Annotated in this window: 21 protein-coding genes; 9 read left to right on the top strand and 12 right to left on the bottom strand. The window is 43.7% G+C overall.

Translation table 11 applies throughout. The features are described 5' to 3' along the window. The first annotated feature begins 315 nt into the window (after nt 1–315). Nucleotides 316–1,593 (top strand): citrate synthase, encoded by a 1,278-nt coding sequence (gene gltA, locus ACMXYN_RS06525; RefSeq protein WP_415894026.1) that lies wholly within the window; start codon nt 316–318, stop codon nt 1,591–1,593. 61 nt (nt 1,594–1,654) lie between these two features. On the opposite strand, the gene ACMXYN_RS06520 is transcribed toward gltA, so the two are convergent. Next, entirely contained in the window at nt 1,655–2,512 is an 858-nt protein-coding gene (locus ACMXYN_RS06520) for a LysR substrate-binding domain-containing protein (protein ID WP_415894025.1), read from the bottom strand. A gap of 107 nt (nt 2,513–2,619) precedes the next feature. On the opposite strand from ACMXYN_RS06520, the gene ACMXYN_RS06515 reads away from it, so the two are divergent. After that, nucleotides 2,620–3,114 (top strand): tautomerase family protein, encoded by a 495-nt coding sequence (locus ACMXYN_RS06515; protein WP_415894024.1) that lies wholly within the window; start codon nt 2,620–2,622, stop codon nt 3,112–3,114. Nucleotides 3,115–3,173: 59 nt separating this feature from the next. Here the strand turns inward: ACMXYN_RS06515 and ACMXYN_RS06510 are convergent, their stop codons facing one another. Then, complete coding sequence (locus tag ACMXYN_RS06510; RefSeq protein ID WP_415884179.1) at nt 3,174–4,382, bottom strand: ammonium transporter; 1,209 nt, start codon at nt 4,380–4,382, stop codon at nt 3,174–3,176. Nucleotides 4,383–4,634: 252 nt separating this feature from the next. Continuing rightward, nucleotides 4,635–6,776, bottom strand: a complete 2,142-nt coding sequence (gene rlmKL, locus ACMXYN_RS06505) for a bifunctional 23S rRNA (guanine(2069)-N(7))-methyltransferase RlmK/23S rRNA (guanine(2445)-N(2))-methyltransferase RlmL (RefSeq protein WP_415894023.1) — start codon at nt 6,774–6,776, stop codon at nt 4,635–4,637. 309 nt (nt 6,777–7,085) lie between these two features. Between rlmKL and rmf the strand changes: the two genes are divergently transcribed. Then, on the top strand, nt 7,086–7,292 hold the full coding sequence (gene rmf, locus ACMXYN_RS06500; protein ID WP_415884177.1) for a ribosome modulation factor: 207 nt from the start codon (nt 7,086–7,088) through the stop codon (nt 7,290–7,292). 45 nt (nt 7,293–7,337) lie between these two features. Here rmf and ACMXYN_RS06495 read toward each other — a convergent pair whose 3' ends face one another. The 3 genes from ACMXYN_RS06495 to ACMXYN_RS06485 all read right to left on the bottom strand — a co-directional run bounded on the left by ACMXYN_RS06495 (nt 7,338) and on the right by ACMXYN_RS06485 (nt 13,578). Further along, nucleotides 7,338–8,363: a quinone-dependent dihydroorotate dehydrogenase gene (locus ACMXYN_RS06495; RefSeq protein ID WP_415884176.1), complete on the bottom strand. Its 1,026-nt coding sequence runs from the start codon at nt 8,361–8,363 to the stop codon at nt 7,338–7,340. A 132-nt stretch (nt 8,364–8,495) separates the two neighbouring features. Continuing rightward, complete coding sequence (locus ACMXYN_RS06490) at nt 8,496–8,717, bottom strand: DUF2835 domain-containing protein (protein WP_415894022.1); 222 nt, start codon at nt 8,715–8,717, stop codon at nt 8,496–8,498. Nucleotides 8,718–8,754: 37 nt separating this feature from the next. Then, nucleotides 8,755–13,578 carry an NAD-glutamate dehydrogenase gene (locus tag ACMXYN_RS06485; RefSeq protein ID WP_415894021.1) on the bottom strand — a complete coding sequence of 1,608 codons (4,824 nt, stop codon included), beginning with the start codon at nt 13,576–13,578 and terminating at the stop codon, nt 8,755–8,757. Between the two features lie 284 nt (nt 13,579–13,862). Between ACMXYN_RS06485 and ACMXYN_RS06480 the strand changes: the two genes are divergently transcribed. Continuing rightward, nucleotides 13,863–15,509 (top strand): BatD family protein, encoded by a 1,647-nt coding sequence (locus tag ACMXYN_RS06480; RefSeq protein ID WP_415894020.1) that lies wholly within the window; start codon nt 13,863–13,865, stop codon nt 15,507–15,509. Nucleotides 15,510–15,540: 31 nt separating this feature from the next. Next, complete coding sequence (locus tag ACMXYN_RS06475) at nt 15,541–16,395, top strand: ion channel (protein WP_415894019.1); 855 nt, start codon at nt 15,541–15,543, stop codon at nt 16,393–16,395. A 66-nt stretch (nt 16,396–16,461) separates the two neighbouring features. Here the strand turns inward: ACMXYN_RS06475 and ACMXYN_RS06470 are convergent, their stop codons facing one another. Both ACMXYN_RS06470 and aceE read right to left on the bottom strand, forming a co-directional pair. Further along, nucleotides 16,462–17,757, bottom strand: a complete 1,296-nt coding sequence (locus tag ACMXYN_RS06470; protein WP_415894018.1) for a 2-oxo acid dehydrogenase subunit E2 — start codon at nt 17,755–17,757, stop codon at nt 16,462–16,464. Between the two features lie 55 nt (nt 17,758–17,812). Further along, nucleotides 17,813–20,488, bottom strand: coding sequence for a pyruvate dehydrogenase (acetyl-transferring), homodimeric type (gene aceE, locus ACMXYN_RS06465; RefSeq protein ID WP_415894017.1), 2,676 nt, complete (start codon nt 20,486–20,488; stop codon nt 17,813–17,815). A 481-nt stretch (nt 20,489–20,969) separates the two neighbouring features. On the opposite strand from aceE, the gene ACMXYN_RS06460 reads away from it, so the two are divergent. Both ACMXYN_RS06460 and ACMXYN_RS06455 read left to right on the top strand, forming a co-directional pair. Continuing rightward, nucleotides 20,970–21,452, top strand: coding sequence for an Lrp/AsnC family transcriptional regulator (locus tag ACMXYN_RS06460; protein WP_415894016.1), 483 nt, complete (start codon nt 20,970–20,972; stop codon nt 21,450–21,452). Between the two features lie 11 nt (nt 21,453–21,463). Beyond that, nucleotides 21,464–21,892: a GFA family protein gene (locus tag ACMXYN_RS06455; RefSeq protein ID WP_415894015.1), complete on the top strand. Its 429-nt coding sequence runs from the start codon at nt 21,464–21,466 to the stop codon at nt 21,890–21,892. Between the two features lie 9 nt (nt 21,893–21,901). Here the strand turns inward: ACMXYN_RS06455 and ACMXYN_RS06450 are convergent, their stop codons facing one another. Next, nucleotides 21,902–22,798: a TIGR01777 family oxidoreductase gene (locus ACMXYN_RS06450; protein ID WP_415894014.1), complete on the bottom strand. Its 897-nt coding sequence runs from the start codon at nt 22,796–22,798 to the stop codon at nt 21,902–21,904. A 152-nt stretch (nt 22,799–22,950) separates the two neighbouring features. Here ACMXYN_RS06450 and ACMXYN_RS06445 point away from each other — a divergent pair, with 152 nt between their 5' ends. Both ACMXYN_RS06445 and ACMXYN_RS06440 read left to right on the top strand, forming a co-directional pair. Next, the gene (locus ACMXYN_RS06445; RefSeq protein ID WP_415894013.1) at nt 22,951–23,574 is read left to right on the top strand and encodes a riboflavin synthase subunit alpha; all 624 of its coding nucleotides are present in this window, start codon (nt 22,951–22,953) and stop codon (nt 23,572–23,574) included. A 98-nt stretch (nt 23,575–23,672) separates the two neighbouring features. After that, nucleotides 23,673–24,806 (top strand): DUF484 family protein, encoded by a 1,134-nt coding sequence (locus ACMXYN_RS06440; protein WP_415894012.1) that lies wholly within the window; start codon nt 23,673–23,675, stop codon nt 24,804–24,806. Between the two features lie 65 nt (nt 24,807–24,871). On the opposite strand, the gene ACMXYN_RS06435 is transcribed toward ACMXYN_RS06440, so the two are convergent. The 3 genes from ACMXYN_RS06435 to ACMXYN_RS06425 form a co-directional block, all read right to left on the bottom strand. Next, the gene (locus ACMXYN_RS06435; protein WP_415894011.1) at nt 24,872–25,426 is read right to left on the bottom strand and encodes a hemerythrin domain-containing protein; all 555 of its coding nucleotides are present in this window, start codon (nt 25,424–25,426) and stop codon (nt 24,872–24,874) included. Between the two features lie 202 nt (nt 25,427–25,628). Continuing rightward, nucleotides 25,629–26,228, bottom strand: coding sequence for an HAD family hydrolase (locus ACMXYN_RS06430; protein WP_415894010.1), 600 nt, complete (start codon nt 26,226–26,228; stop codon nt 25,629–25,631). A 94-nt stretch (nt 26,229–26,322) separates the two neighbouring features. Beyond that, on the bottom strand, nt 26,323–26,718 hold the full coding sequence (locus ACMXYN_RS06425) for a hypothetical protein (RefSeq protein WP_415884162.1): 396 nt from the start codon (nt 26,716–26,718) through the stop codon (nt 26,323–26,325). Nucleotides 26,719–26,742 lie beyond the last annotated feature (24 nt).

The raw sequence follows: 26,742 nt of genomic DNA, 5'->3' as shown, positions 1-26,742 counted from the left end.
AGGGATAAACTTCGGGGCGAGAGTATAAGCATTTCACCTTGACAATACAACGCAAACACAGCGTAGTTCGCCTTTTGTCTAGGACTTTACGGCATATCAAAAGTCGTACAACCAAATGACTATTCAGCCTTAGTACCATTCCTGATAAAAATTCATCCGTTTTTGCTGCGATGCGGTAACTAACCCATTTAGTCGGATTGACAAACTTTTTTCAGTCTCTATATTGTGTGGGTCCAATTTATCGGGCCAAGACTCTTAGATCTGACTAATAAGAAAGTCAAAACAGAACTAAAACATAATGATAGGAGCCTTTTAATGGCTGATAAGAAAGCACGTTTAACAGTCGACGGTCTGGAAGAAGCTATTGAGCTTCCAGTGTATTCAGGCACTCTAGGTCCAGACGTAATTGATGTGCGCCCACTGACTGGCAAAGGCCTGTTCACGTACGATCCTGGTTTTGTTTCCACAGCTGCGTGTGACTCTAGCATCACTTTCATCGATGGCGGCAAAGGCGTGCTACTGCACGGCGGTTACCCAATCGACGAGCTAGCAGAAAAATCAGACTACATGGAAGTGTGCTACCTACTATTGAACGGCGAACTGCCTAGCGCAGAGCAAAAGGCTAAATTCGTAGATACCGTGAAGAACCACACTATGGTTCATGAGCAACTAAACCACTTCTATAACGGCTTCCGTCGTGACGCTCACCCAATGGCGATCATGTGCGGCGTGGTTGGTGCTCTTTCTTCGTTCTACCATGACTCTCTAGACATCGATAACGAACATCACCGTGAAGTTTGCGCATACCGCCTAATCGCGAAAATGCCTACTATCGCAGCGATGTGCTTCAAGTACTCAAACGGCCAGCCGTTTATGTACCCGCGTAACGATCTGAGCTATGCAGGCAATTTCCTGCAGATGATGTTCGGTACACCTTGCGAAGAGTACCAGGTTAACCCTGTACTTGAGAAAGCAATGGACCGCATCTTCGTACTTCACGCTGACCACGAACAGAACGCTTCTACTTCTACAGTACGTCTTGCGGGCTCTTCTGGCGCTAACCCATTCGCATGTATCGCTTCTGGTATCGCTGCACTTTGGGGCCCAGCTCACGGTGGTGCTAACGAAGCTGTACTAAACATGCTTGAAGAGATCGGCGATGAGTCACGCATTGATGAATTCGTTGCTAAAGCAAAAGATCCAAACGACCCATTCCGCCTAATGGGCTTCGGTCACCGCGTATATCGCAACTTCGACCCACGCGCACGCGTAATGAAGAAGTCTTGTGACGAAGTACTAGCTGAACTTGGTTTGGAAAATGATCCTCTTCTTAAGATCGCGAAACGCCTAGAAACAATCGCTATCGAAGACGAATATTTTGCTGCACGTAAACTATACCCGAACGTAGACTTCTACTCCGGCATCATCCTGAAAGCAATTGGTATCCCAACCAACATGTTTACCGTGATCTTTGCATTGTCTCGTACAATCGGCTGGATCTCCCACTGGAGCGAGTTCCACAGCAGCCCTAACAAAATTGGTCGTCCACGCCAGCTTTACACTGGTCCGACTCAGCGCTCATACCCTAAGTAAGACGCACCAATTACCAAAAAAGCCGCTTTATGCGGCTTTTTTATTATCTATATAACTCAATTTACCGAACCCCAAGCGACGCTAATCTAAACGTTTCCGCTAACTCATTCGCAACATTGATATCCCGCCTATAACGCAACGATGTATAAATCATTGGTAACTCAGGCAAACCAAGTCGCTCTCCTATCAATTCAACCCCTGGCAGAACGGCACTCCTCGGCCTAACAGTAACACCCAAACCACACTTAACTGCCGCCATAAGCCCTTGATAGCTTGATGAGGTATAAACCAGCCGCCATGGAATGCCTGATTGATCTAGAGATTCAATAGAAACCCGCCTAAACTGGCAAGCCTTGGAATATGACGCCATAGGTAACTCCCTATCCAACGACCAAGAAAAGCCCTCAGGACCAATCCACGCTAACGGCTCACCGCCTAAAACCTCCCCCCTGCCTGAGCTATTCAACGATAACGTGACAATAAGATCATAATCTCCCCGCTCGTACCCTAACTCCAATTCATCGCTATAACCCGTCTCTACAAACAGCCTTACCGCGGGATTCTTCCGAGCAAACCCAGCCAAGAGCTCAGGCAATACAGTTTCCGCAACACCTTGAGAGACACCCACCTTTATCTCCCCTAGCTCACCACTACTCGCCAAGCTCGCGATTGCATCATCCTGCAGCGCCAGCATTTTCCTTGCGTAACCAACCAACATCTCCCCTTCATTCGTCAGTAGCCGCTTACGGCCGTTAGGGCGAAACAGAACAACACCCAACTCCAGCTCTAGTTTTTTAATCTGCTGACTTACTGTGGATTGCGTCTTATGCAGAGACTCTGCCGCTCGAATAAAACCATCCCTTTCAACTACCGCAAGGAAAGTTCTCAACAGTTCAGTGCTTATATTAGGCTGCGCCATGCCCACCTCTGATTAATCGTATTTACTGATCAATATAAACGATATTAATCGTTATTAATAATATAAATGAGCGCGTAAGCTGGATTTAAACAGACAAGGAGAGCGTTATGCCTTACATATCAATACATGTATCCAGCGACTTAACCCAATTACAGATCAAAAACCTAGTCGAAGGTACAACAAATATCATGGCTAAAATTCTTCATAAAAAAGCAGAATTGACCGCCGTAAGTATTACAAAAATAGATAAAGAGCATTGGTTTATCGGCAATAAATTAGCCACTAATTCGGTATCTGCCTATGTGAATGCCAAAATCAGCAAAGGCACCAATACCGACAAGGAAAAGTCCGATGCACTCAGAGCATTCAATCAACTTTTGGATAACGAAATCGGGCCTCTAACACCTACCAGTTACGTAATTTTAGATGAAGTACCCGCAACAGACTGGGGCTACGACGGCTTAAGTCAGCAAGCACGAATGCTAAAAAGAACCGAATCAGGAGTAATAGATATGCAGTACTACACAGAGAAAGGAAAAAAAGAACGTTCTGATTTTATTTTTTCTAGGCTACAAAAATTCAGGCAAGCGATATTTAACTAATCACACCAACAAAAAAGCCGGGCAATGCCCGGCTTTTTCAATAGATCTAAAGCGACAGATTAGTTATCACTAGTAGATTCAATCTTATGGATAGATAGGTCAGCACCGTTATACTCTTCCTCTTGAGTCAAACGCAGACCAGAAACTGCACGCACACCACCGTAAACAATTACACCACCAATGACTGCCACGGCAATACCCGCTAGCGAACCGATTAATTGTGACATAAGGCTAACACCACCTAGACCGCCAAGCGCTTCAGTACCGAAAATACCGCAAGCAATAGCACCCCAAACACCACAAACACCATGTAGCGGCCATACACCCAACACATCATCGATCTTCCATTTGTTCTGCTGAATTGTGAACAAGAAGACAAAAATTGCACCGGCAACAGCACCTACAACCAAAGAACCCATAGGGTGCATTACGTCAGAACCAGCACATACAGCAACCAAACCAGCCAAAGGACCATTATGGATAAAGCCAGGGTCATTTTTACCAAAAATCAGCGCAGTAATAATACCGCCAACCATCGCCATTAGCGTATTAACGGCCACTAAACCAGAGATACCATCCATAGTCTGAGCAGACATTACGTTAAAGCCGAACCAACCAATACATAGAATCCAAGCACCTAACGCCAAGAAAGGAATATTAGATGGCGGGAAAGCAACAAGACGACCACCTTTATAGCGACCATTTCGAATACCCAGCATGATCACAGCAACTAGCGCCAACCAGCCACCGACACCGTGCACTACAACAGAACCTGCAAAATCATGGAATGCAGCACCAAAATTAGCTTCTAACCAATCCTGAAAACCAAAGTTACCATTCCAGATAATGCCTTCGAAGAACGGATATACAAACGCCACAATAAGAGATGAGGCAATCAAGAACGGCCAGAACTTAGCACGCTCAGCAATACCACCCGATACGATCGCAGGAATTGCAGCCGCAAACGTCATTAAGAAGAAGAACTTAACTAGCTCATAACCGTTATTTGCAGCCAATTCAGCAGCAGGAGAGAAGAAAGTGACGCCGTAAGCAACCCAATAACCTACAAAGAAGTAAGCCATGGCAGAAAAACCAAAATCGGTCAGAATTTTAACTAACGCATTCACTTGGTTTTTGTGGCGAACCGTACCAACTTCAAGAAAAGCAAAGCCGGCATGCATGGCAAAGACCATGATCGCCCCCATCAGAATGAATAGAGTATTAGAACTCTGAATAAGCGTCTCAACTGCGCTGTTGACGTTTTCCACTTGGTGTCTCCCGTTTCTTTTTGTGCACCATATTAGAACCACAACCTAAAGCTGCGCTTCATTTTGGTGCACTATTATAGTGCATATTATTCTGCGATATTGCTGCCGCTATGCCAACCAGGCTCAAAAGCCCCGAAACATAGCGCCTTAAACTGCAATTCACCAAAATAGTGCTAGTAACAAATTTTTTATGCATTAATAGTAAGCACTATATGTGCCAAATTTATTAAAGCGCACAATTTACGAGCACAATCACTTATGACGAATACGGAAACAACAATGAATTTTTGAATTACGCTTAAAATCCGGATCTAGAGTAGATTGTGTTATCTCCTCGATCTCGAATTCTGACAACGCGTCGTAATCCAATTTAAAGCGACGGTAGTTATTAGAGAAGTACAAGGTACCCTCTGCACGCAAACAACGCATAGCGCCTTCTATAAGGTCTACGTGGTCGCGTTGAACATCAAGCACTCCCGCCATCCGTTTGGAGTTAGAGAACGTTGGAGGGTCCATAAAAATTAGATCGTATGCCGGCCCTCTTTGCATCCGCAACCACTTCAAGCAGTCCGCCTGTACTTGCTGATGCTCTTTTGTATCTAAGCCATTTAGATCTAAATTACGTTTAGCCCAGTTAAGATAGGTAGCCGACATATCAACACTGGTTGTAGATTTAGCGCCACCTTTGGCAGCATGCACCGAAGCAGTGCCTGTGTAACAGAACAGATTTAAGAAATCCTTACCAGCCGCTTCTTTCTGAATCTGATAACGAATCGCTCGATGATCCAAAAACAAACCGGTATCAAGATAGTCGTGCAAGTTAACCAGCAAACGGCAACCGTGCTCGTTAATCTCTTTAAAGCGGTGAGTTTCAGAGTGCTTTTCATACTGATTAACGCCCTGCTGTTTTTTACGCTGCTTTAAAATTACCTTTTCTGGAGATACCTCTAAGGTAACCGGTAATGCATTCATCACATCTTGTAGACGAGCAAATGTTTTTACTGGATCAATTTTCTTAGGTGCAGCATATTCTTGGACATGCACTTCGTCTTTGTAGATATCTACCGCAACAGAATACTCTGGGATATCCGCATCGTAGAGACGGTAGCTCTCTATATTGTCGCGTTTAACCCACTTAGCTAGCTGTTTACGGTTTTTCTTTAAACGATTAGCAAACATCTGCGCCCCTTCACTCAAAGGAGCTGGCTCACCCTCTTGGCCCTCTGGCTTCTCAGTTCTCTGCTCAGACACAGGATAGATAAACAAACGACTTTCAAGCGCACCATTAAACAGCTTATATTGCTTATCTGCACGTAGACCTGTGACCTTACAAAGATCTGGGTTAGAGGTAAAAATTGAAGCCGTCCAACCAGCAAATTGCTCTTTTAGCTTATCGCCAAGGTGTCGATACAAGAACATCAACTGCTGAGTTTCACCTAAACGCTCACCATAAGGCGGGTTGGTAATCAGCAAACCTTTACCCTCGGGGAGGGTATTGCGATCCAAATCTTCTAGGCGGCACGTTGTAAATTCAATGAAGTCCGCCACTCCTGCCCTTTCTGCATTCTGACGTGCTGCACGCAAAACTTTGCTGTCTTGATCGCTACCAATAAGGTTCGCTTCTAAAGACAACAAACCTTTTACTTTGCGCGCTTGAGCCTCCGCAACAAGATCTTCCCAAATATCACGTTTGTGACCAGTCCAACGGGAGAAACCGAAACGCTTACGCTGCAAACCAGGTGCTATGTCAGCCGCCATCAGCGCAGCCTCAATTAGTAATGTGCCCGAACCGCACATTGGATCAAACACTAAACCTGATTCAGAAGAACGCTCCGGCCAGCCACTACGAGTCAAAATAGCAGCTGCCAAGTTTTCCTTCATTGGCGCTTCACCAGCTTTAAGACGATAAGCACGTCGGTGCAAACTATCACCCGACATATCTAGAGCAACGGTAATTTTGCCGCGATGCATACGCACATTAATACGTAGATCAGGTGCAACTTTATCAATACTCGGGCGAGCACCGGTTTTATCGCGAATCTGATCGACAATGGCGTCCTTAACTTTTAACGCACCAAAATGGGTATTATTAATACCGCGAGTTTGACCGCTAAAATCAATTAATAGCGTACCCTCACTACGCATATGTTCTAGCCAGTCTATTTGCTGAACCGCTTGATAAAGATCATCAGCTGTTTCTGCTTCACCTTCATAAAGCGGAAGAAGAACCCTGTTTGCTAAACGTGACCACAAACAGATACGGTAAGCATCTTCCAGCTCGCCTTGACATTGAACCCCTGCCACTGTTTGCTTGGTCTCAGTAACACCCAACCGCTGTAACTCCTCTTCAAGAAGCAACTCAAGGCCCTTAGGGCATGTCAGAAACAGTTTCATACGCATCTTTACTCAGCAAATATTTCACTTAATTAACAACAGGCATGAAAAAAATTCACTCTGCTGTTCAAAAACCAACTTTTTGACTAACTTTATGAATGCAATCGTTTTTTTGCACCCACACACTAACTATTTTTATTAAGCATCAATATCATGATAGTCATATTCAATCGCACTATGATCTATTTTCCGATATTTATAGAAGTCTGGCTGCAAAACTTACAACCTGCAGACAGATTTTAAGCGGATACCATGTCTCAAGGAACCGCTGCTCTCAAAAACTAAAACACGAAGAGAGGCTCAATCAATATGAAGAGACAAAAGCGTGATCGTACTAGCACACTTTTTAATCGAGGTTTTCAAGCAGGATTAAGCGGTAAGTCCCGGGATAACTGTCCCGTGAATACATCAGATCTCAGAAGCCATTGGATGAGCGGATGGCGCCAAGGACGCGAAGCTCACTGGAGCGGTATGGAAGGAGTATCAGCAATTCAATCCGACCCAGCTCTACACTAAACAGAATTTTCAGGCTCCCCGTGGGGAGCCTTTTTATTACCTGCTCTATTCTGAAAGCTGCTTAATTGCTTTCACAGAATCCGCAACCAATGAAGGTCCACGGTAGATAAACCCAGAATAAATCTGTACCAAACTTGCACCAGCTTCGATCTTTTCTGCCGCATCAAAACCTTCAGTGATTCCGCCTACACCAATAATTGGTAACGCACCATCAAGCTCTTGTGCCAAAGTACGAATCACTTTAGTTGATTTATTGCGTACTGGTGCACCTGATAGACCACCCGCTTCATCTGCAAACTCTAGCCCTTCAACACCATCACGAGATAGGGTTGTATTGGTGGCAATCACACCATCCATCTCGTAAGACTTTAAAGAAGCAGCAACAAGCGCAAGCTCTTCATCTGTCATATCCGGTGCAATTTTAACCGCAATAGGAACATAGCGATCATGGAACTTAGCCAATTTAGCTTGTTCAGATTTTAGAGCATCCAATAAGCTGTTTAACGACTCGCCGTATTGAAGAGTACGAAGGCCAGGTGTGTTTGGAGAAGATACGTTAACAGTAATGTAAGACGCACGCCCGTATACCTTACGAAGACAGTAGAGGTAATCGTCATTCGCTTTTTCGTTTGGCGTATCTTTGTTTTTGCCGATGTTGATACCCAGAACACCTTTATAAACGCTCTTATCCAGATTAGAGAGCAGTTTATCAACACCACCGTTGTTAAAGCCCATACGGTTGATGATCGCTTGCTGTTCTGGCAAACGAAAAATACGTGGCTTGGGATTACCATCTTGTGGACGCGGAGTAACTGTACCCACTTCAACAAAGCCGAAACCCATTGCAGCCATACCATCCACTGCAATGCCGTTCTTATCTAGACCTGCTGCTAAACCTACGCGGTTCGGGAAATCAATTCCCATCACCTGAACAGGATCAGATAGTACTTCAGCACCCAGAAGCTTGTTTACTCCCAAAGAAGACGCAAGATTCATCGAATGAAGCGCTACGTTGTGAGAAAGTTCGGGATCAAGCTGAAACATCAAAGATCGAGTCAGTGAATACAACATAATCAGGTCCTAGTAAAAATTTTGGCCCGATTATAGGCGAGGCGAAGATGGAATAACAGCATTGAGCACTAAGAGTGACAATGTTAACTCCCAAAAGTTATAAAGAAACACCAAATTGGTGCATTTATTACACTAACTGAGTTTCTCTATTCCCTGATATTTGCCTTGATCGTCAAACAGAATTTTAAACCGACCATTAATTCCATCACGCAGTAGAAATGGCTTTAGGATTCTAGCGGGGAACTGCACGCTACGACCATCAAGGGATCGGGTATAAACAGTTTCCGCAACCCCTTGATACAACATTAAATACTTTTCAGAGCTAATCCGAAGATCAATTAAAATAGCTTTCATACAATACTATCTAGAGGAATGAACCTCACATACACGTTCAGGTATTAAACTGGCTTGTTTTCGCCAAATCAAACAACTCTCTCAACGCGACAGTATACATTGCATACTCTTGTTTTTTAGCACTTTTAACTTCATTCAGGACATTTTGCCAGCGATCGAGTAGCCACTCATTTTCTGTGCACCATTTATCAATCACTTGCTCCACTGTACAGCCTTTTACACGCCCCTTAATGGCTGTAGCAACTAGCGCACGCTGTTGCCAATCCAAATCATCTCTGAACGCTTCTCGTGCCAACGCTTGCCAGTAATTATCAACACTCAACTTGCTGAGCTTTCTAGACAACCAATCCAATTCCAAACGTTGCCCTAAACCGAAATAAACTTGAGCCACCTGATCTGGAGGTACATCCGCTTCGTCAGCAACCTCAATTACACCTAAAGAGGCGTATAAACACCGTGCACCCGAGATGAATTTAGCCAACTTACTCGGCACACCTGCTTCCTGATAGCGACTGAGCGCACTCTCCCAACGCGTTAATGGCTCTCCTCTGAGTAATTTTTCCTGTTTAGGGACTATTTTTCCTAGCTGAGCCCTAAAACTATCAACCTCGTTCTCGCAATCTACTTCCGCGCGACGGTTACGAACAAACCAACGCGTAGCTCGACGCATCAGATGTTGTAGCTCGTGCATCATCTCTAATTGGATATCACTGCTGACTTTATGATCGAGCTTTTCGATCTGCTGCCACAGATTCTCAATACCGAATACATCACGAGCGAGTACATAAGCTCTAGCAATTGCCGCCTCATCGGCCCCTGTTGAAATGCGTAAGCGGTCAACAAAATTCACCCCCATCATGTTAACCATGTGGTTAGCGATTTGAGTGCCGATGATTTCTCGGCTTAGACGGTGAGCTTTTAGTTGATCACCAAACTCAGAAACCAATCTCTCAGGAAAGGCGGTAAATAGCTCTTGTGATAGATACTCATCATCAGGAATAAACGATAGGCTCAACGATTCTTTAAGCTCAGCTTTACTGTATGAGATCAGAACCGATAGCTCTGGACGGCTTAACCCCTTTTTCGACGCCCGTCGTTCATTCAGGACCTCATCGGTAGGGAGGAACTCTAGCGCTCGATCGAGTTTACCTGCCGATTCCATATTGGTGATATAGCGCTGATACTCTGCCATCCCTTCAAAAGAGCGGGACTCAGCCATAGAGATTGCTTGAACTTGTCGATAGTTATTTTTCAAAACTAAGGACGCAACTTCATCAGTCATCTCTTCAAGCAATGTATTTCGCTGCTTCTCTGTCATGTCGCCATTAGCAACAACTTGATTGAGAAGAATTTTGATATTTACCTCATGGTCAGAGCAGTCCACACCTGCAGCGTTATCGATAAAGTCGGTATTCATACGTCCACCAGCGAGCGCATATTCCATACGCGCAAGCTGGCTCATTCCCAAGTTACCGCCCTCACCTACAACTTTACAGGACAGCTCTTGACCATCTATACGCAGCGCATCATTGGCTTTGTCGCCGATATCAGCATCAGTTTCGGTACTTGCCTTAACATAAGTACCAATACCACCATTCCAGACTAGATCTACCGGCGCTTTTAGCAGTTTATTCAGGAGATCATTCGGGGTAACAGTCGCTATCTTTTCACCAATAAGCGTCTGAATTTGTGGAGACAAGGTGATCGATTTAGCCGAGCGTTCAAAAACACCCCCGCCTTCTGAGATCAATTTTGCATCGTAATCGGTCCATGCTGAACGAGGCAGTTTGAATAAGCGATCACGCTCTTTCCAACTTTTTGCAGCATCTGGATTTGGGTCGATAAAGATGTGTAGATGGTTAAACGCAGCGACCAGACGAATATGCTTCGACAACAACATACCATTACCAAATACATCCCCTGACATATCGCCTATGCCAATCACCGTAAAGTCATCTTTATCGGTGTTTACACCCATCTCACGGAAATGTCGCTCAACAGAGACCCACGCACCTCTAGCGGTGATCCCCATCTTCTTATGGTCGTAGCCCTGACTACCGCCTGAGGCAAACGCATCACCTAACCAGAAGCCATAAGATTGCGCTAATTCGTTAGCGATGTCTGAAAAAGTTGCCGTACCTTTATCTGCAGCCACTACTAGATAAGTGTCATCTTCATCATGGCGAACCACATCAGCAGGCGGGCTCACCTCGCCTTCAACGAGGTTATCTGTGATATCCAATAAACCACTAATGAAAGTTTTGTAGCAGCTAACCCCCTCCTCAAACCACTCCTCACGACTCATACCATCATGCAATGATTTAGCAACAAAGCCACCTTTGGCCCCAACAGGTACAATCACCGCATTTTTAACCTGCTGCGCTTTAACTAAGCCTAAAACCTCGGTGCGGTAATCTTCCATTCGGTCAGACCAACGCAAACCACCACGGGCCACCTTACCGCCGCGAAGATGAACACCCTCCACCTTAGGTGAGTAGACAAAGATCTCATATTTTGGCCGCGGCAAAGGCATGTCCGGAATATCATCGGGGGATAACTTGAAAGAGAAATAGCTTTTTAAGCTTTGTTTATCTTTTTGATAGAAGTTTGTACGCAGCGTTGCCTTAATCAGCAGTAAATACTGACGAATCACGCGATCATCATTCAAACTACTAACATCTTCTAACGCGTCGATAATGGTTGATTCAACCGCTTCTTGATCGGCTGTGTTACCCGGCTCAAACCGTGCTTTAAAGAACTGAACAATCTTGGCCGCTATATCGACGTATGAATTTAGCGTCGTACTAATCGCTTCTGGACTGATTGGAAAACTGATCTGCTTCATATACGCAGCATACGCACGAAGCATAGCCACCTCGCGCCAACCGACATTGCCAGCTAACACAAGACGGTTAAACTCATCATTTGCAGCTTCGCTTTGCCAAATTTTAAGGAATGCCTCCTCAAACACCTCTTTCAGGGTTGATAGTGAAACCGTGCCAGCACCTGTGTAATGAAGATTAAAATCATGAATCCATACTAGATCGCGCTTACTTTCTACTTTGTAAGGGTGTTCGTCTATGACCCTTAACCCTAAATTTTCGAGCACAGGGATAACATCAGACAAAGGCAAAGATGCGCCTAGACTGAATAGTTTGAAGTTAAGGCAATTATCCTCTCGTTCTAACGCTTGGTAGAAGCTAAGTTGTAATGGCGCTTGATCAGAGAGTTTTTCTATATGCTGAAGATCAACAACCGCCGTTCTAGCGGAAAAATCGGCACTATAGCTCGCAGGGAAGCCACTACCAAATTGGTTGTAAACTCGAATACCCGCTTCCTCACCAAGCGTTTCAACCAAAACATCTTTTAGGTCATCGCACCAGCTACGTGCAGCCAGTCTTACCACCCTCTCTAATTTATCTGAATCAAACTCTTCAATAATATTGTCCCCACGCAAAATAAACTGCGTACGAGTCAGGATCGATTCGGAAAAATAGGTTGTGAAATCAGCATGAGTACAATTTAACTGTTCCATCAACAACGACTGAATTTTGTGTCTAAAGTCGGTGCTGTAGATATCCCTTGGTGAATAAACTAAACAGGAATAAAACTGACCAAAGTAATCGCGACGCACAAACAGACGTATCTGACGTCTTTCATGGATTTGCAGCACGCCAATAACAGTGCGATAGAGGTCATCTACCGATACCTGAAATAGATCATCCCGAGGATGAATTTCTAAAATTTGTAGCAGCTCCTTCCAGTCATGCCCGTGACGGTGTAGACCCGATTTTTCCATAATCGCATCCACCTTACGGCGTACAATTGGAATCTGGCGGGAGCTTTGGATATAAACACTGGAGGTATACAGGCCTAAGAATCTGCATTCGCCTACTACTTCTCCCTTCTTATTGTATTGTTTGATACTGATGTAATCAGGGTACGTAGGCCGATGAACACTGGAAGCTCGATTGGATTTCGTAAAGGAGAGAATATCGGGTATGAGAACAAAGCCTTCGGCATCACGATCATTCTCATTAACTAAAGCAGAACGACAATGTTCATCACAGAATTTCAGTAAACCAAGCTGGCTACCCGGAATAGCTTCGAGGGTTTTCTTCCCTTTCTTCTCTACTAGTTGGTATTCGTCATAACCTAAGAAGGTAAAGTGATCCTTTAACCACTTAATAAAGTCATGCACTTCCGAAGTAATCCCAGCATCAAAGCCTTTGATCGCCTTTAAGAAAATGTCTGCTTGAGCATCGCATCGCTCAACCATCGGCTCAAAGTCTTCCACCACCATAGTTACGTCTTCAAGGACATTTCGCAGTGCTTGCTCCAAGTCTTGTAAATCTGCAGCATCTGAATGCCGATCAACCTCGATCGAAACTAATGATTCTCTTTGAGAATTTTTGGCTCGACTGTCCTTTTTGAGTAGAGAAGATAAGCCGCCTTTATCATCCCTTTTCAACGTCACAACCGCATTGTGTATAGCGTGAATGGTTAAATTACGTCGATTAAGCTCCATTCTTAGGGAATCAACTAGGAAGGGAATATCTTTCTGCAAGACTTCAATCACGGTATGAGTCGATTGCCAACCATGTAACTCGTAATCGGGGTTAAATACCCTGACCTTCACTTGCCCGGCTTTACGTTCCTGAAGAAACTGCCAGCATGCGAGTGTCGAACCATAGAGATCTTCTAACTTCCATTCGAGAAGATCAGCTAACGAAGCGGATGAGTAATATAGAGTTGCAAACTCAACCAAGGCTTCAGACCTTTCTTTCGGTAAACGATCTTCTAATTCTTGGCACAGTGTTTTTAACAGATTTGCTTTTTCATCCTGGCCTAGGTATTCCATCTGCACCCTCAATTTTTCTCAAATAATCAAAAGTATAGACAAAATGTAGCCAACAACCGTTTAAGAGTAAAAACGATTTACACAAACAATTTTTAAACGGCTCAATGGGACAAAAACAACAAGAAAAAGAAACATGCGAGAGTAGAAATAATCAAACAATTAATAAACCGGAATACGTTGATTCACCCTGCAGGATTACTCATAATAAAACGAAAATTATAATTATGACTTACAGCCTCAACCTTCTGTAAGCTATAGCCAGCGATGATAGCGCGAGGATTCCATTGCGATTTATTTCTTCTCACTTTTTCTTTCTACTGGCTTTCACTGCTTTTCAAGCTCAAGCTAAAGTCTCGTCTTCCCTAGATACAAGCACTCTTTATTTGGGTCAAAAAATTACGCTGACCTTAGAAACTGACCAGCAAGATGTCACTCGACCAAACCTAAGCCAATTACAAAAAGACTTTAATATTGTTGGCACACGTAAAGTTACTGTATCGAGCCACACCACAGGATCCGTAACAACAAAAACACGCTGGGTACTACAACTGAAACCTCGAAGGGACGGTGAGCAGGTTATTCCTTCTATCTTCGTGGGAGAGCAAGCCAGCCAAGAACTGCCAATCTCGGTGCTACCCGCTAATGATAATCCTGAACTTGCAGAAGGTACTGGCAAAGCAATCTTTCTAGAATCTAGCCTTGATAAAGATGAACTCTACATAAATGGACAGGCAATTTTACGTGCAAAGATTTTCCATCTTGCTCCATTACCTTTGGATGCAAATTTAACAGCGCCAGAGTCCCCTGATGCGATCATCAAGCCGCTAGAAGAGCAAAAGCAATATACCAGTGTTGTGCGTGGGCAAAATTATAATGTCACCGAAACAAGCTACACACTATTCCCACTTCAGGAAGGCGAAGTAGAGATTAGCCCAGTGTTTTTCTCCACCACCCTATCGAACAACACAGTTATCGAACTGAATAGTGAACCTCTATTGCTTTCGGTATTACCACCCGCTAATCAAAACACACGCAAGTTATGGCTACCAGCCACATCGATCTATATCGAAGACAACTTGGATGAATTCAATCAAGTTAGTCAATCAGGCAAGCTAACAAGGATTATCAAACTAGAAGCTGAAGGTTTACCCTCTTCTTCTCTACCCTCGATGGCATCATTACAAAACCCTAACGCTACCATCACCCTGCTTAATGTCGTTCTAGAAGAGCGCATGACAGAGCAAGGCGTTATCAGCCAACGAGTGGAAGAACTAGAAATCACACCTCGCAATGCCAAAGAGATCATCCTGCCACCAATCGACCTTCCTTGGTGGAATACCGCTGTCGACAAAGGACAAACAGCCTCCATCACCCAGAGGGAAATTGAAGTCACGCCTGCAATTGTTCCTACTAGCAGCTCACAATCAGCTAAAGAGGAGTCCTCTGGTTCGATCACGGTATTAATTTGGATTTTAACAGGGATCAGTATTGCAGCGACTCTGGCCTTTATCTATACGTTCAACCATCTACGCAATGTTAAAAAACAATCTGAAGAAGAACCTGATCATTCGTTCTTTGAAGAGGAACAAAAGCGGGTTGCGTTTGAGATAACAGAGAAAAACACGTTTCAGGCTTTCTCTATCGCCTGCAACCAAAACAATCCCAATGTTGCTCAATTACGTTTAGTTGAGTGGGCTCAAAGCTTTTGGGCTGCACCTGAAATACAGTCGCTAGAGTCCGTTTGCGAATACGCAAATAACCAAACGATAAATCTATTGGTGATGGATCTACAGCAACATTTATACGGTCAAGAAGATGAGTATTGGCAAGGAGATCTTATTTTGGATGCCATCTCCAAGGTGAGATCTCGACAGCTTCGTCAACGCTTAGATATCAAAGAAGGCCAACAACGTTTGGACTATAACCTCTAGCTAATGCATACCCAGTAAAATGGAGCGCTAAATGGAATACACTCGACATACCGCTTTAATGCGTATGGTTGGCCTAGGCGGGGTCGCTTCAGAAGAGAATGAGCGCGCCAAACTTTGGGGGCGCCGTTTCGAAGGGCCGATGGTATTAGCTGCGATATGGATTCTTATCGATTGGTACTTGCAATCTAAGGGTGTCTCAAACGCTTACACCTCTTTCGCTTCCGACTGGCTAATATGGCTATTGTTTATGTCAGAGTTGTTTGTGATGCTATGGCTGGTTGATGATCGCATCAAATACCTCAAGCAAAACTGGATGAGCCCTCTCATCGTACTCGGCGGCCTACCGGTTATCTGGGGTGTTGATACCTTCTATGCTGGAATAATCCGAACCCTTAGGCTTGCTCTCACCATTGGAATTTTCCTACGGGTTTCCAAAGATACCCGTGATCTCTTATCTCGGCATAACTTAGGTATCACGCTCTTTATCTGCTTTATCATCTTGGTGATTTCTGGGCTACTTATTTCAGGTATTGATCCTGCGTTTGAGACACCTTTGGATGGTCTATGGTGGGCTTGGGTTACTGTTACTACTGTAGGTTATGGTGATCTTGTGCCCGCGACAACTGAAGGCAGAATATTTGGCTCGCTTCTCATCCTGATGGGATTAGCAATGTTCTCTATGTTAACCGCTAGTTTCTCCGTGTTCTTTATTGAACAGGATGAAAGAGAGTTAACTCAAAAAGAAGAACGTAATATTGAACGTATCGAAGGCTTAGAAAGAAAGCTGGAAAAGATTGAAAACCAGCTAGACCAAACGCTAGCGGCGTTAAATAAACTCACCGAACAAAACAGCCAATCATCCAATGACAAAAAACCTAACTCCTAATCACCCCTTAGGAAGTTAGGTTTTGTCGAAGTGCCATACGACGGTTCTGCTCGATCAAGTCACTTTTTAAAGTAACAGCTGCCTAATATCAGTTAAGGCGGTGTTGATATAGGCCATAAAACGTCCTGCATCGCCACCATTTATTACCCGATGGTCAAAGGACAAGCTAAGTGGCAACTGATTTCTCGGCTGAAAATCACCTCCATCCCAAACAGGCTTTATGCTGGCCTTAGCAACACCCAAAATGGCGACTTCTGGAGCATTAACAATCGGTGTAAATCCCGTTCCACCCGTTGGCCCCAAACTCGATATAGTAAAACTGCCTCCCTGCATATCCGCTGGCTTTAATTGCCTTTCACGCGCTTTTCCTGCCAAATCATTTATCTCAATAGTTAACTCAGAGATACTTTTGCTATCTGCCCCTTTTATGACAGGTACAACCAATCCAGCTGGTGTATCAACAGCAACACCAATATTTACATAATTTTTGTAAATAACCTGCTTGCCATCATTGCTTAACGAACTGTTAAACAATGGGTACTTACGCAAGGCTTGAGCAATAACCTTCACGATAAATGGCAGTATGGTTGGCGCTTTCTCTAAGTTTAGAGACTCAGGCTTAAGCCCTTTTCGAAAAGACTCGAGCTCTGTGATATCAGCTTCATCAAATAGAGTGGCATGGGGAATATTCAACCAACATCGCGTCATATGCTCTGAAGTCGCACGCGCAATATTCGACATACCCTTAACATCAACGGCACCAAAGTGACTAAAATCCTGCTCAGGTATCTGAGGGATACCTGGAGATTGCGGCATTGCCGTTTTCTGAACCCGCTCTTGTTTAACGAATGCCTTAATGTCTTCTTTTAAAATTCGCCCTCGAGGGCCTGTTCCCGAGATATCCTCGAGATTTACGCCAAGCTCTCTAGCCAATTTACGAGCAGCAGGCCCTGAATACACCTGACTGGATACTGCACTCTTTGCACATTGCTCGCTTTTAGCAGGCTCTTTAGAGCTTCTATTGTCGCTGCTTATTTCAATGCTCCCTGCATCACGCTGTAGTGCCTCAGTTTCATTCTCTTCTTTAGCTTCCCTAGCAATCTCTTGATAATCATTTTTACCCGCTACTCCTTGTTCCAGCACTGCACAAAGCAAAGCTCCATTTTCAACCGTCAAACCCACGTCAACGAGCCATTCCTCCAAAACACCTTCTACAGTGGCAGGAACTTCCATCGAAGCTTTATCTGACTCAATAACTAACAGTGGTTGACCAATTTTGATCTCTGCACCTAAATCAGCACATAACTCAACTACTTCGCCAGACCCATCAATATCTGGCATAAATACAATTTCTGAACCCATCTTTATTACCGCTTTTTAGTCTCGACAACTGCAAGACGTTTCATTTCTTAGAAAATTAAAAATAAGCAGGATCTGCTTTTTCATAAGGAATTTTGAGCTTATCTCTTGCGCTATTTAGCGTTTCACGGCTAAGTGCACCTTTGCTATAAAGGCGAGATAAAGCTGCCCAAGCGATAAAACGAGCATCGACTTCAAAATGATCTCTGAGGGTTGGACGGCTTTCACTTAATCCGAAACCATCCGTACCTAAGACAACGGGATCTTCTGGGAACCAACGGGCAATGCCATTAGGTAAAGATTTCACAAAATCACTGACGGTTACAAAAACACCCTGTTCGTGTTTCAGAGCAATTTGAAGATAGCTCTCAGCATTAGCATCGGGATTCAGTAGATTCTCACGCTCAACAGCCAATGCATTTCTGACCAATTGGTTATAGCTGGTCACACTCCAAATATCGGTACTACAACCAAACTCTTCTAAGATCTCAGCGGCTTTTAAAACCTCCTGCATTAAACTTCCACTACCAAACAGATGCACTTTATGCCCAGGGTTTTCATTCTTAACGTAGCGATACATCCCTTTTAGAATCTCCTTTTCACACCCCTCAGGCATAGCTGGCATTAAGTAGTTTTCGTTGTATAAGGTGATGTAATAAAAAATATTTTCATTATTGATATACATCCGCTCGATACCATCTTTGATTATCACCGCTAACTCGTAGGCAAAAGCGGGATCGTAGCTGTGCATATTAGGTACTGTTGCAGCGATAGCTTGGGAGTGACCATCTTGATGCTGAAGACCTTCACCATTTAGCGTTGTCCTGCCTGCGGTACCTCCTAAAAGGAAGCCTTTCGCCATACTATCTGCACAAGCCCAAATCATGTCCCCAACACGCTGGAAACCGAAGATCGAATAAAAGATATAAAACGGGATGGTTGGCACTCCGTAGTTTGCATAGGAGGTTCCTGCCGCTAAGAAAGACGCCATCGCCCCTGTCTCACAAATCCCCTCTTGCAACATCTGACCATCTTTAACTTCTTTATATGGAAGCAAACTACTTGAATCCACTGGATTATATTTCTGACCTTCAGAAGAATAGATACCAAACTGTTTAAACAGGGACTCCATACCAAAGGTTCGCGCTTCATCCGGCACGATTGGCACAATGTATTTACCTATCTCTGGATCTTTTAATAGATGAGACAACATACGAACAAAAGCCATGGTTGTGGATTGCTCACGTTTCGTACCAGATACTGCCTCTTTAAATAGAGCTAAAGGAGGAAGCGTTAGTTTTTCGAAGTTCGCAATTCTGGAAGGTAGATAACCACCTAACATTTGTCTCTGTTTGTGAAGGTACTGAATTTCAGGGCTATCCGGGTCTGGCTTATACAAGCTTGCCGCAGCCAGCTCGTCATCACTCAATGGAATTTCAAAACGACGACCAATCTCAATTCGCTCTTCGGCCGTTAGCTGCTTTTTCTGATGACTTGTATTTTGCCCTTCAGCACTCGCCCCCATGCCATCGCCTTTAACGGTTTTCATTAGAATAACCGTTGGCTTACCTGTATTTTCCATGGCTTTATCAAACGCACTAAAGATCTTCTGTCGATCTTGGCCACCACGTTTTATACAGCGGATCTGCTCATCGCTCAGCGTCTTCATCAACTCCTCTAAACGAGGATCATTTTGCGTCCAGTGGTCGCGCACGCTCTGACCATCAGAAACGGTGTAATATTGGTAATCGCCATCCACAGCTTGATCCATTCGATCTTGCAAAATGCCATCACGGTCTCGTAAGAACAGTTCATCCCATTCACTGCCCCAGATCACTTTGATAACATTCCAACCAGCGCCACGATAGCTTCGTTCTAGCTCCTGAATAATTTTGCCATTGCCCCGCACAGGGCCATCCAAGCGCTGTAGATTACAATTGATCACCATCACCAAGTTATCTAAGTTATCTCGGCTGGCCATGTTGATTGTCCCTAAAACTTCGGGCTCATCCGATTCACCATCACCAATGAAGCACCAGATCTTTCCGCCGTTTGGTTCTTTCAAACCACGATTTTCTAGATACTTCATAAATCTTGCTTGGTAGATAGCCGAAGGCGTAGAAAGCCCCATCGATGCGGTCGGTCCCTGCCAAAAGTCAGGCATACGTCTCGGATGAGGATAAGAGCTTAATCCTCCCCCCTGTTGAAGCTCTCGACGGAAATTCGCCATCTGCTCATCAGTTAGGCGGCCTTCAAGGTACGCTCTCGCGTAAATACCTGGAGCAGCATGTGCTTGGACTAATAGCTGATCACCACCATACTCATCTGTATGCCGTTTAAAAAAGTGGTTTAAACCCACTTCCAACATAGTGGCTGCGGATTGATAGGTCGCAATATGCCCACCAACACCTGTGCCTTGATCATTCGCCTTAACCACCATCGCGAGAGCATTCCAACGAATAATGTTTTCCAGCTTCTGTTCTAACTCTCTATTTCCAGGGTAGCTACGTTGTTCATTAACAGGAATCGTATTCCGATAAGGTGTATTCAACGTGGCTTCTGTTGTGTGAACACCCTGTTTAAACAAAGAGTTCTGTAATATACGAATGATGTCACGGCCACGCTGCAAACCCTGTTCTGCCATCACATCGTCAAGCGCATCAATCCACTCTCTGTTTTCTTGATTTCGCTCATCTTCACCTAAAGCTTCAATAGCTTTATTTAAATTGTTCATAGGAATTTCCAAGGACTAAGAATCTATAAAAAGGGGATTCTTATGGAATCCCAAACGTCCCGGATTAGGACAAGCTGCATCAATCTTGTGAATTGAACTCTGGCTCAGGGGATGAATTGCCCAAGCAAGTTTGGTGTAAATAAATTAGCAGCAAGCCCTTAGTGAAAGTTCTCAAAAAAATCACGATTCAACTCAATTCCTAGAGGAAAAAGCCAATAAAAGAGAATAAATTGGCACAAATAGCCAACAAAGAACTTAATATATTAGCTAAGCACTTTTCATACCGATAAAGGTAGCAAACAAACCATGTGCAGGAGTCTGCATCTTAAAGGGCGAACATTTGCGTTTAAGAATCATCGCTAGAAAGGCTCAATCAGAATCGTTAGGATAGTTAAAATACCTCTCATCATTGCTATTTAAATGCGAAATTCATTCGATCATTAGCAAGCATCACTAGTTTCTAAAATAGCCGTAGGAAATTATGCCAAGCAAAAAACTAGACCGAATCGACCAGCAAATTTTGGAAGAGATTCAAAAGAATGGAGATATCAGCAATTTAGAACTGGCTGAAAAGATCAACTTATCCCCTTCGCCTTGTGCGCGCAGAGTTAAGCAATTAGAAGACGCTGGTATTATTGAAAAGCAAGTAACGCTGCTGAATAAGAATGCCATAGGCCTGCCTATGAGCGTTTATATTCATGTCTGTCTAGATAAACAAAAGCCCGAAATCTTAGACAATTTTGAGCGTATTATTGCAAGCTATGAAGAGGTCGTAGAATGCGCATTGATAACAGGTAGCGCGGCTGATTACATCTTAAAAGTACTCATGCCAGATATGTCCTATTATGAGAAGTTCCTTCTGAAAGAGCTTAATCAAATAGAAGGGGTAAGCAGTATTAGAACGAGTTTTGTTATGCGCCAAATTGTGAGCCGTACCGAACTACCTTTGTCCCACATTAGCTAAGGTAATAATTTATGTCGACTAACCCAGATAAAACAAAACTCACTGGTCAGTGTTTATGCGGCGGTATCAAATATGAGGTCTCTAACTTACAACCGAAGATGGCGCATTGCCATTGTAGTATGTGTCGTAAATTCCATGGCGCCGCATTCGGTACTTATGGGGTCGCTAAAGTAGAGAACTTTAAGTGGCTGCAAGGTGAAGAGTTACTTAAAACGTATACTGCACCTAATGGAACGAAACGACAGTTCTGTTCCGAATGCGGTTCTAGTTTAACCTTCGCGCCTATCAATGATAGTGGCACTCATGTTGAGTTCACCTTAGGCACGCTGGATAGCGAAATTACCGTTAAACCAGATAGCCATATCTATTGCAGCTATAAAGCCGATTGGTACGAAATCGCAGATGATTTACCACAATTTCCTGAAGGCAGAGAAAGCTAGAAGCACTCACTAAAAGTTTACGGCAGAATACATCGCTCCGGAAAGCTCAGGGTAATGAAATTTATAACCTATTTCTTCTAGCTTTTCTGGGTAAACTCGCTGACCATCCACCAACAACTCAGCGCCCTCACCCAAGATCAGGTTGATAACAAAGCCTGGCATTGGCATAAATGCAGGACGTCCCAAGGTCTTTCCTAAGGTTTTGGAAAACTCAGCATTCGTTGCAGCATTTGGTGAGGTTAAGTTAAATGGGCCTGATAGCTGATCGTGGGTTAATAGCATAGAGATGATTTCAATCTCATCATCAATATGTATCCATGACATCCATTGTTTGCCACTGGCAATCGGCCCACCTAGTCCGAGTTTAAATGGCAGTAACATCTTGCTCAATGCACCACCATCACCAAGTACCACCCCTGTTCGGATGAGGCATACTCTGACTCCAAAGGCTTCAGCCTTTAACGCTTCCGCTTCCCAATCGGCACAAAGTGTATGCGTAAATCCTCTATTTGGCAGGCTTTCTTCGCCAAGTTTTTTATCGTCGTCATGACAACCGTAATAGCCTATGGCTGAACCACTAATAAGGACCTTCGGTTTTACGGTTTGTGCTTCGATCCACCCAACGAGCTCATGGGTTAGATCGATACGACTCGCTCGCAGAAGCTGTTTACGATCCTCGGTCCACTTCTGATCGGCAATAGGCTCCCCAGCTAAATTGATAACAGCATCTACCGCTAATTCATCCTGTGGAGGTAGATCACGAATCGCCTCAACTCTTCCTTGAAACAATTCCGCAACTTTAGAAGGGTTTCGGCTCCAGCATACCACCTCGTCTCCTTCAGCTAATCGAGCTTCGATAAGGTGTTTACCGATAAAACCTGTTCCACCTGTCACTAAAATTTTCATACCTTTTTCCTTAAGGATTAAACCCATCATCTAGCTGTTATTCGGTGCCTATAACAATTACAGCGAAAAGTAATTTAGTCGCTGCAGCAGAACTCTATTGTTGTTACGATGCATTGCAGTATTTAGATTAGCAAATTTATAAGAGTGCACCGATGTTTACTGGAATTGTTCAAGGTAAAGCGACAATCAAAGCTGTTGAAACTAAAGCCGATTTTATGCGGCTACAAGTAGAACTTCCGTTAGAGCATTGTAACAATCTGCAAATTGGCGCCAGCATCGCTTTAAACGGCACCTGCCTTACCGTTGTTGCATTTGAGAACAACTTAATCAGCTTTGACCTGATAATGGAAACACTTAAATTAACCAATCTAGGTGACCTCGCTCTAGGTGATCAGGTTAACTTTGAACGTGCAGCTAAATTTGGTGATGAAATCGGTGGTCACTTACTTTCAGGTCACATCCACCAGCAAGTAAAAATTGCCAAAATCGAAAAACCAGAAAATAACTGGATTGTATGGTTTGAAGCGGCCCCAGAATTTCAACGCTATATATTTGCCAAAGGTTTTATCGGGCTTAACGGCTGTAGCCTAACCATTGGTGAAAAACAGGATAACCTGTTCAACGTTTACCTCATCCCAGAAACCTTAGCTGTAACAACCTTTGGAGACTTAGGCGAAGGCAGCAGGGTTAATATGGAAATTGATGCCCATACACAAGCGGTCGTAGAAACAGTAGAACAATATATGAACAGCCATAACTTATTAAAAACTAAATAAAATTGTCATTAATATTTCTCAACAAAAATGTTAAAAAAAACTTTATAGTTTAAGTTAAGTGCCGATAACCCTTTAACGGATCCTATTAAAGGCGAACTATGAGTTTAAACGAGCTAGAAAAGGAAAATCAGGAGCTCAAGCGCACCCTTCGCTTAATGTTAAGCAAGGCTGAGCGCAATGAGAGTGTCCTGAATAGCTTTTTTGATGTGGAGATTCGTCTTCTCTCATGCGCTCGTTTATCTGAATTACTCGATTTAATGCTGATTGAGTTTAAAGACCTCTTTAAACTGAGCAATGTAAATCTAATCCTATTCGATCCGGAACATGCTGCACGCACTCTGCTAGACGATTATGTACCGCCACCTCCTGGCAATACGTTACGGTTTGTACAAAGCCAACGCTTACTAAAATCGCTCTATCCTAATCATAAGCTCATTGTGGGTGCGCCGAGCGAAGCTGTGCGCAGAGAAGCTTTCCCTGTAGCAGATAACCCGATTGAGTCCTGCGCACTGTTGCCACTGATTCGCCAAAACTGCCTTATTGGTAGCCTGCATTTAGGTAGCGCAGATGCGAGTCGATATACCCAACATGTTCGCTACGACTATATTCAGCACTTAGCTTCTGTAATTTCTGTTTGTATCGAAAACTGCATTAACCAAGAAAATCTACATCGATTAAGCAGCATCGATATGCTTACAAAAGTGCATAATCGTCGCTCGTTTGATCAGGAGATAGTTCGAGAGCTATCCCGTGCAAGCCGTGCTAATCACTCTTTAGCCTGTCTGTTTATGGATCTAGACCACTTTAAAGTGGTTAACGACACCTACGGCCATCAAACCGGTGACCGAGTATTAAGAACGGTAGGTTTATTCTTAGGTAAACAGCTACGTAAAACGGATATTATTGCACGCTATGGCGGCGAAGAGTTCGCGGTGCTGCTACCAAATTGTGATAAAACGCGGGCAATGGAAATAGCAGATACATTGAGACAGAAACTTTCTCGTCTTATTTTCCGCGATGAAAATGCCAAGCCATTTAGGATGACAACATCTGTCGGCGTATCTCTCTGCACGCCGGCTAACTATCCCAAAGAAAACCTGAATACTATTGCCTATCAACTGATTCAATCAGCGGATAAGGCGGTCTATGAATCCAAACATAATGGCCGTGACCAAGTCTCTTTTACTCAGTTTCAAGAGCCGCAGATCGATATAAGCCAGGCACTTAACTAATTCCATCGAATTTTTCCGTAATCAGAGAGAAACCAAAGCCCCTCCCTGAGCTCAGCCAGTACGGATTAGCAAGCCTCGTTCATTTCCAACATAAGCTCTTTATAAAGTGCTGTATATTCGCGAGCTTGAACTTCCCCAAAGAGCGGATCCTCTTGCTTCGGCAACTGCTTTTCAATCATCGCTAGCTCTTTATCGCTCACCACTTCTTGAATCATAGGGAATAATTGACCCTCTTCGAAGTTAAGATGAGCCATTTGTAGCGAGACAAAATCATCTAGCAGGCCGGCAAATTCATCCATTGGCATCACTGAATCATGCAAAATACCATGTACAGCCTCTTTCAATTGAAGGCTGGAGCTTTTTAAAGCTTCATGATCTTTAGCACAGTTAAATAGATGCTTATCCAATTCGGGATTCCGATCAGCCAAACATTTGTACATTTTATCTTCGCGGGGATGATGGTGGCCGTCCGCGTAATTAGAGATATAGTCAATCAGATCAGCCATAAGGCTGAAATTAGGCTGCTGCCCTGCTTTAAGCTGATTCACTTTCTGACGCAAGATTACTAATAGCTTATTAAGATTTACATGATCCTGATGTAGCTCGGCTAAAATCGTCATACTTACACCTCAAAAGGTTGGTCCAATAACCCAATATAGACAATCAGGGGGAAAGGCCTTTGACAAAGATCAAGCAAAGCTGGGATTAAATCAGGAGGGGCAAAGCACTTACTTTTTAGACTTAAATTTTTCCTTTAGCTTCAAAGGGATAGCTTCAGATAAAAATCCAAGGGCTTAAAGAAAAATTAAACAGGACGAAAACTCAAACAAAGGTCAGTAAAGATGTTAACTCTGGCAGGTTTTTCACTCTGATATCTGTATCTTCCGGCCAGTGACGATCTCTTACATCGACATGCACGGTACTCACACCGGCCGCACGCCCAGACAACATATCCAAATGAAAATCCCCCACCATTACGCCAGAAAGATTTGGCAAATCCCACTGTTTTAAAAGTATATGAATACCTTCAGGCGATGGCTTAGGCTGACTGTCTTCACGACCCAGCACATGCGCCTTTTCGAAGAATGCATCCGCGCCAATCGCCTTTAAAGATAATAATGCTAATTCATGGGTGTTACGGGTAAGGATACCCATCTGGCAATCAGCTGCAGCTAGTGCTTCTAGGCAATCAAGAACGCCTTCAGCAGGAGCCGCTTGGGATGCATACTCCCTTTCAAGTATATCCAACTCTGCATTCATCCAGCGTTGGCGCTCAGGAGACTGACGCTTAATGCAATCAAGGATATCGTCACTAGGGTCTATACCTAGTTTCCGGCGAATCAGTTCAAAATCATGAACCGGTTGAGTTAAGGTGCCATCGAGATCAAATATCCAAGCACGCTTCTCTTTTAGATCTAACAACTCTTCCTCACAAATAATTTGTCACAAATAAAAATGCCGAAAAGCTTTCACTTTTCGGCATTCTACGACTCTTTAACTAAGTCTGGATCAGATTTTATTCTGCAACTGCATAGCAAGCTTCGTTAAATGGATCCAATGGGTTTTCTAATAGATCATCTTGTTTGAAGTAAAGAATACGTCCTTCAAACTTAAGGCTCTTAGTAGAGAACCAACGATCAAGCTCTTCCAAACTTTCATCGCTAGAATTCGCGTCTAACCAGCTAGTGATTACATTGTAAAAATAAACACCAAACAGACCTGCAGCAGCACCGAGGAAAAATTCAGACGCTAGCGCAAACAACATTAAAACGATGCCGGCAATCCAAATGCGGTTAGCTTTAGCATTTTTATAAGCATCAGTAGATGATTCATGACTATCTTTCAAACGCATGTAGCGACGGAAATTTTGTTGGATGTCGAATTTATCTTCAGTAGATAGTAATTTAGACATGTTGCTTCCTTGGTAAAACGTATC

It is taken from the genome of Neptuniibacter sp. PT8_73, assembly GCF_047778045.1.
Lineage (GTDB): Bacteria > Pseudomonadota > Gammaproteobacteria > Pseudomonadales > Balneatricaceae > Neptuniibacter.
This window is presented reverse-complemented; position numbering and strand designations above follow the sequence as displayed.

What these genes read in the sequence shown, in the direction of transcription:
- rlmKL (WP_415894023.1), bottom strand. Translation starts at nt 6,776, where the DNA reads ATGAAACTGTTTCTGACATGCCCTAAGGGCCTTGAGTTGCTTCTTGAA.
- ACMXYN_RS06435 (WP_415894011.1), bottom strand. Translation starts at nt 25,426, where the DNA reads ATGACGATTTTAGCCGAGCTACATCAGGATCATGTAAATCTTAATAAG.
- aceE (WP_415894017.1), bottom strand. Translation starts at nt 20,488, where the DNA reads ATGAACAATTTAAATAAAGCTATTGAAGCTTTAGGTGAAGATGAGCGA.
- ACMXYN_RS06485 (WP_415894021.1), bottom strand. Translation starts at nt 13,578, where the DNA reads ATGGAATACCTAGGCCAGGATGAAAAAGCAAATCTGTTAAAAACACTG.
- ACMXYN_RS06470 (WP_415894018.1), bottom strand. Translation starts at nt 17,757, where the DNA reads ATGGGTTCAGAAATTGTATTTATGCCAGATATTGATGGGTCTGGCGAA.
- ACMXYN_RS06425 (WP_415884162.1), bottom strand. Translation starts at nt 26,718, where the DNA reads ATGTCTAAATTACTATCTACTGAAGATAAATTCGACATCCAACAAAAT.
- gltA (WP_415894026.1), top strand. Translation starts at nt 316, where the DNA reads ATGGCTGATAAGAAAGCACGTTTAACAGTCGACGGTCTGGAAGAAGCT.
- ACMXYN_RS06490 (WP_415894022.1), bottom strand. Translation starts at nt 8,717, where the DNA reads ATGAAAGCTATTTTAATTGATCTTCGGATTAGCTCTGAAAAGTATTTA.
- ACMXYN_RS06495 (WP_415884176.1), bottom strand. Translation starts at nt 8,363, where the DNA reads ATGTTGTATTCACTGACTCGATCTTTGATGTTTCAGCTTGATCCCGAA.
- ACMXYN_RS06475 (WP_415894019.1), top strand. Translation starts at nt 15,541, where the DNA reads ATGGAATACACTCGACATACCGCTTTAATGCGTATGGTTGGCCTAGGC.
- rmf (WP_415884177.1), top strand. Translation starts at nt 7,086, where the DNA reads ATGAAGAGACAAAAGCGTGATCGTACTAGCACACTTTTTAATCGAGGT.
- ACMXYN_RS06450 (WP_415894014.1), bottom strand. Translation starts at nt 22,798, where the DNA reads ATGAAAATTTTAGTGACAGGTGGAACAGGTTTTATCGGTAAACACCTT.
- ACMXYN_RS06440 (WP_415894012.1), top strand. Translation starts at nt 23,673, where the DNA reads ATGAGTTTAAACGAGCTAGAAAAGGAAAATCAGGAGCTCAAGCGCACC.
- ACMXYN_RS06445 (WP_415894013.1), top strand. Translation starts at nt 22,951, where the DNA reads ATGTTTACTGGAATTGTTCAAGGTAAAGCGACAATCAAAGCTGTTGAA.
- ACMXYN_RS06515 (WP_415894024.1), top strand. Translation starts at nt 2,620, where the DNA reads ATGCCTTACATATCAATACATGTATCCAGCGACTTAACCCAATTACAG.
- ACMXYN_RS06520 (WP_415894025.1), bottom strand. Translation starts at nt 2,512, where the DNA reads ATGGCGCAGCCTAATATAAGCACTGAACTGTTGAGAACTTTCCTTGCG.
- ACMXYN_RS06455 (WP_415894015.1), top strand. Translation starts at nt 21,464, where the DNA reads ATGTCGACTAACCCAGATAAAACAAAACTCACTGGTCAGTGTTTATGC.
- ACMXYN_RS06460 (WP_415894016.1), top strand. Translation starts at nt 20,970, where the DNA reads ATGCCAAGCAAAAAACTAGACCGAATCGACCAGCAAATTTTGGAAGAG.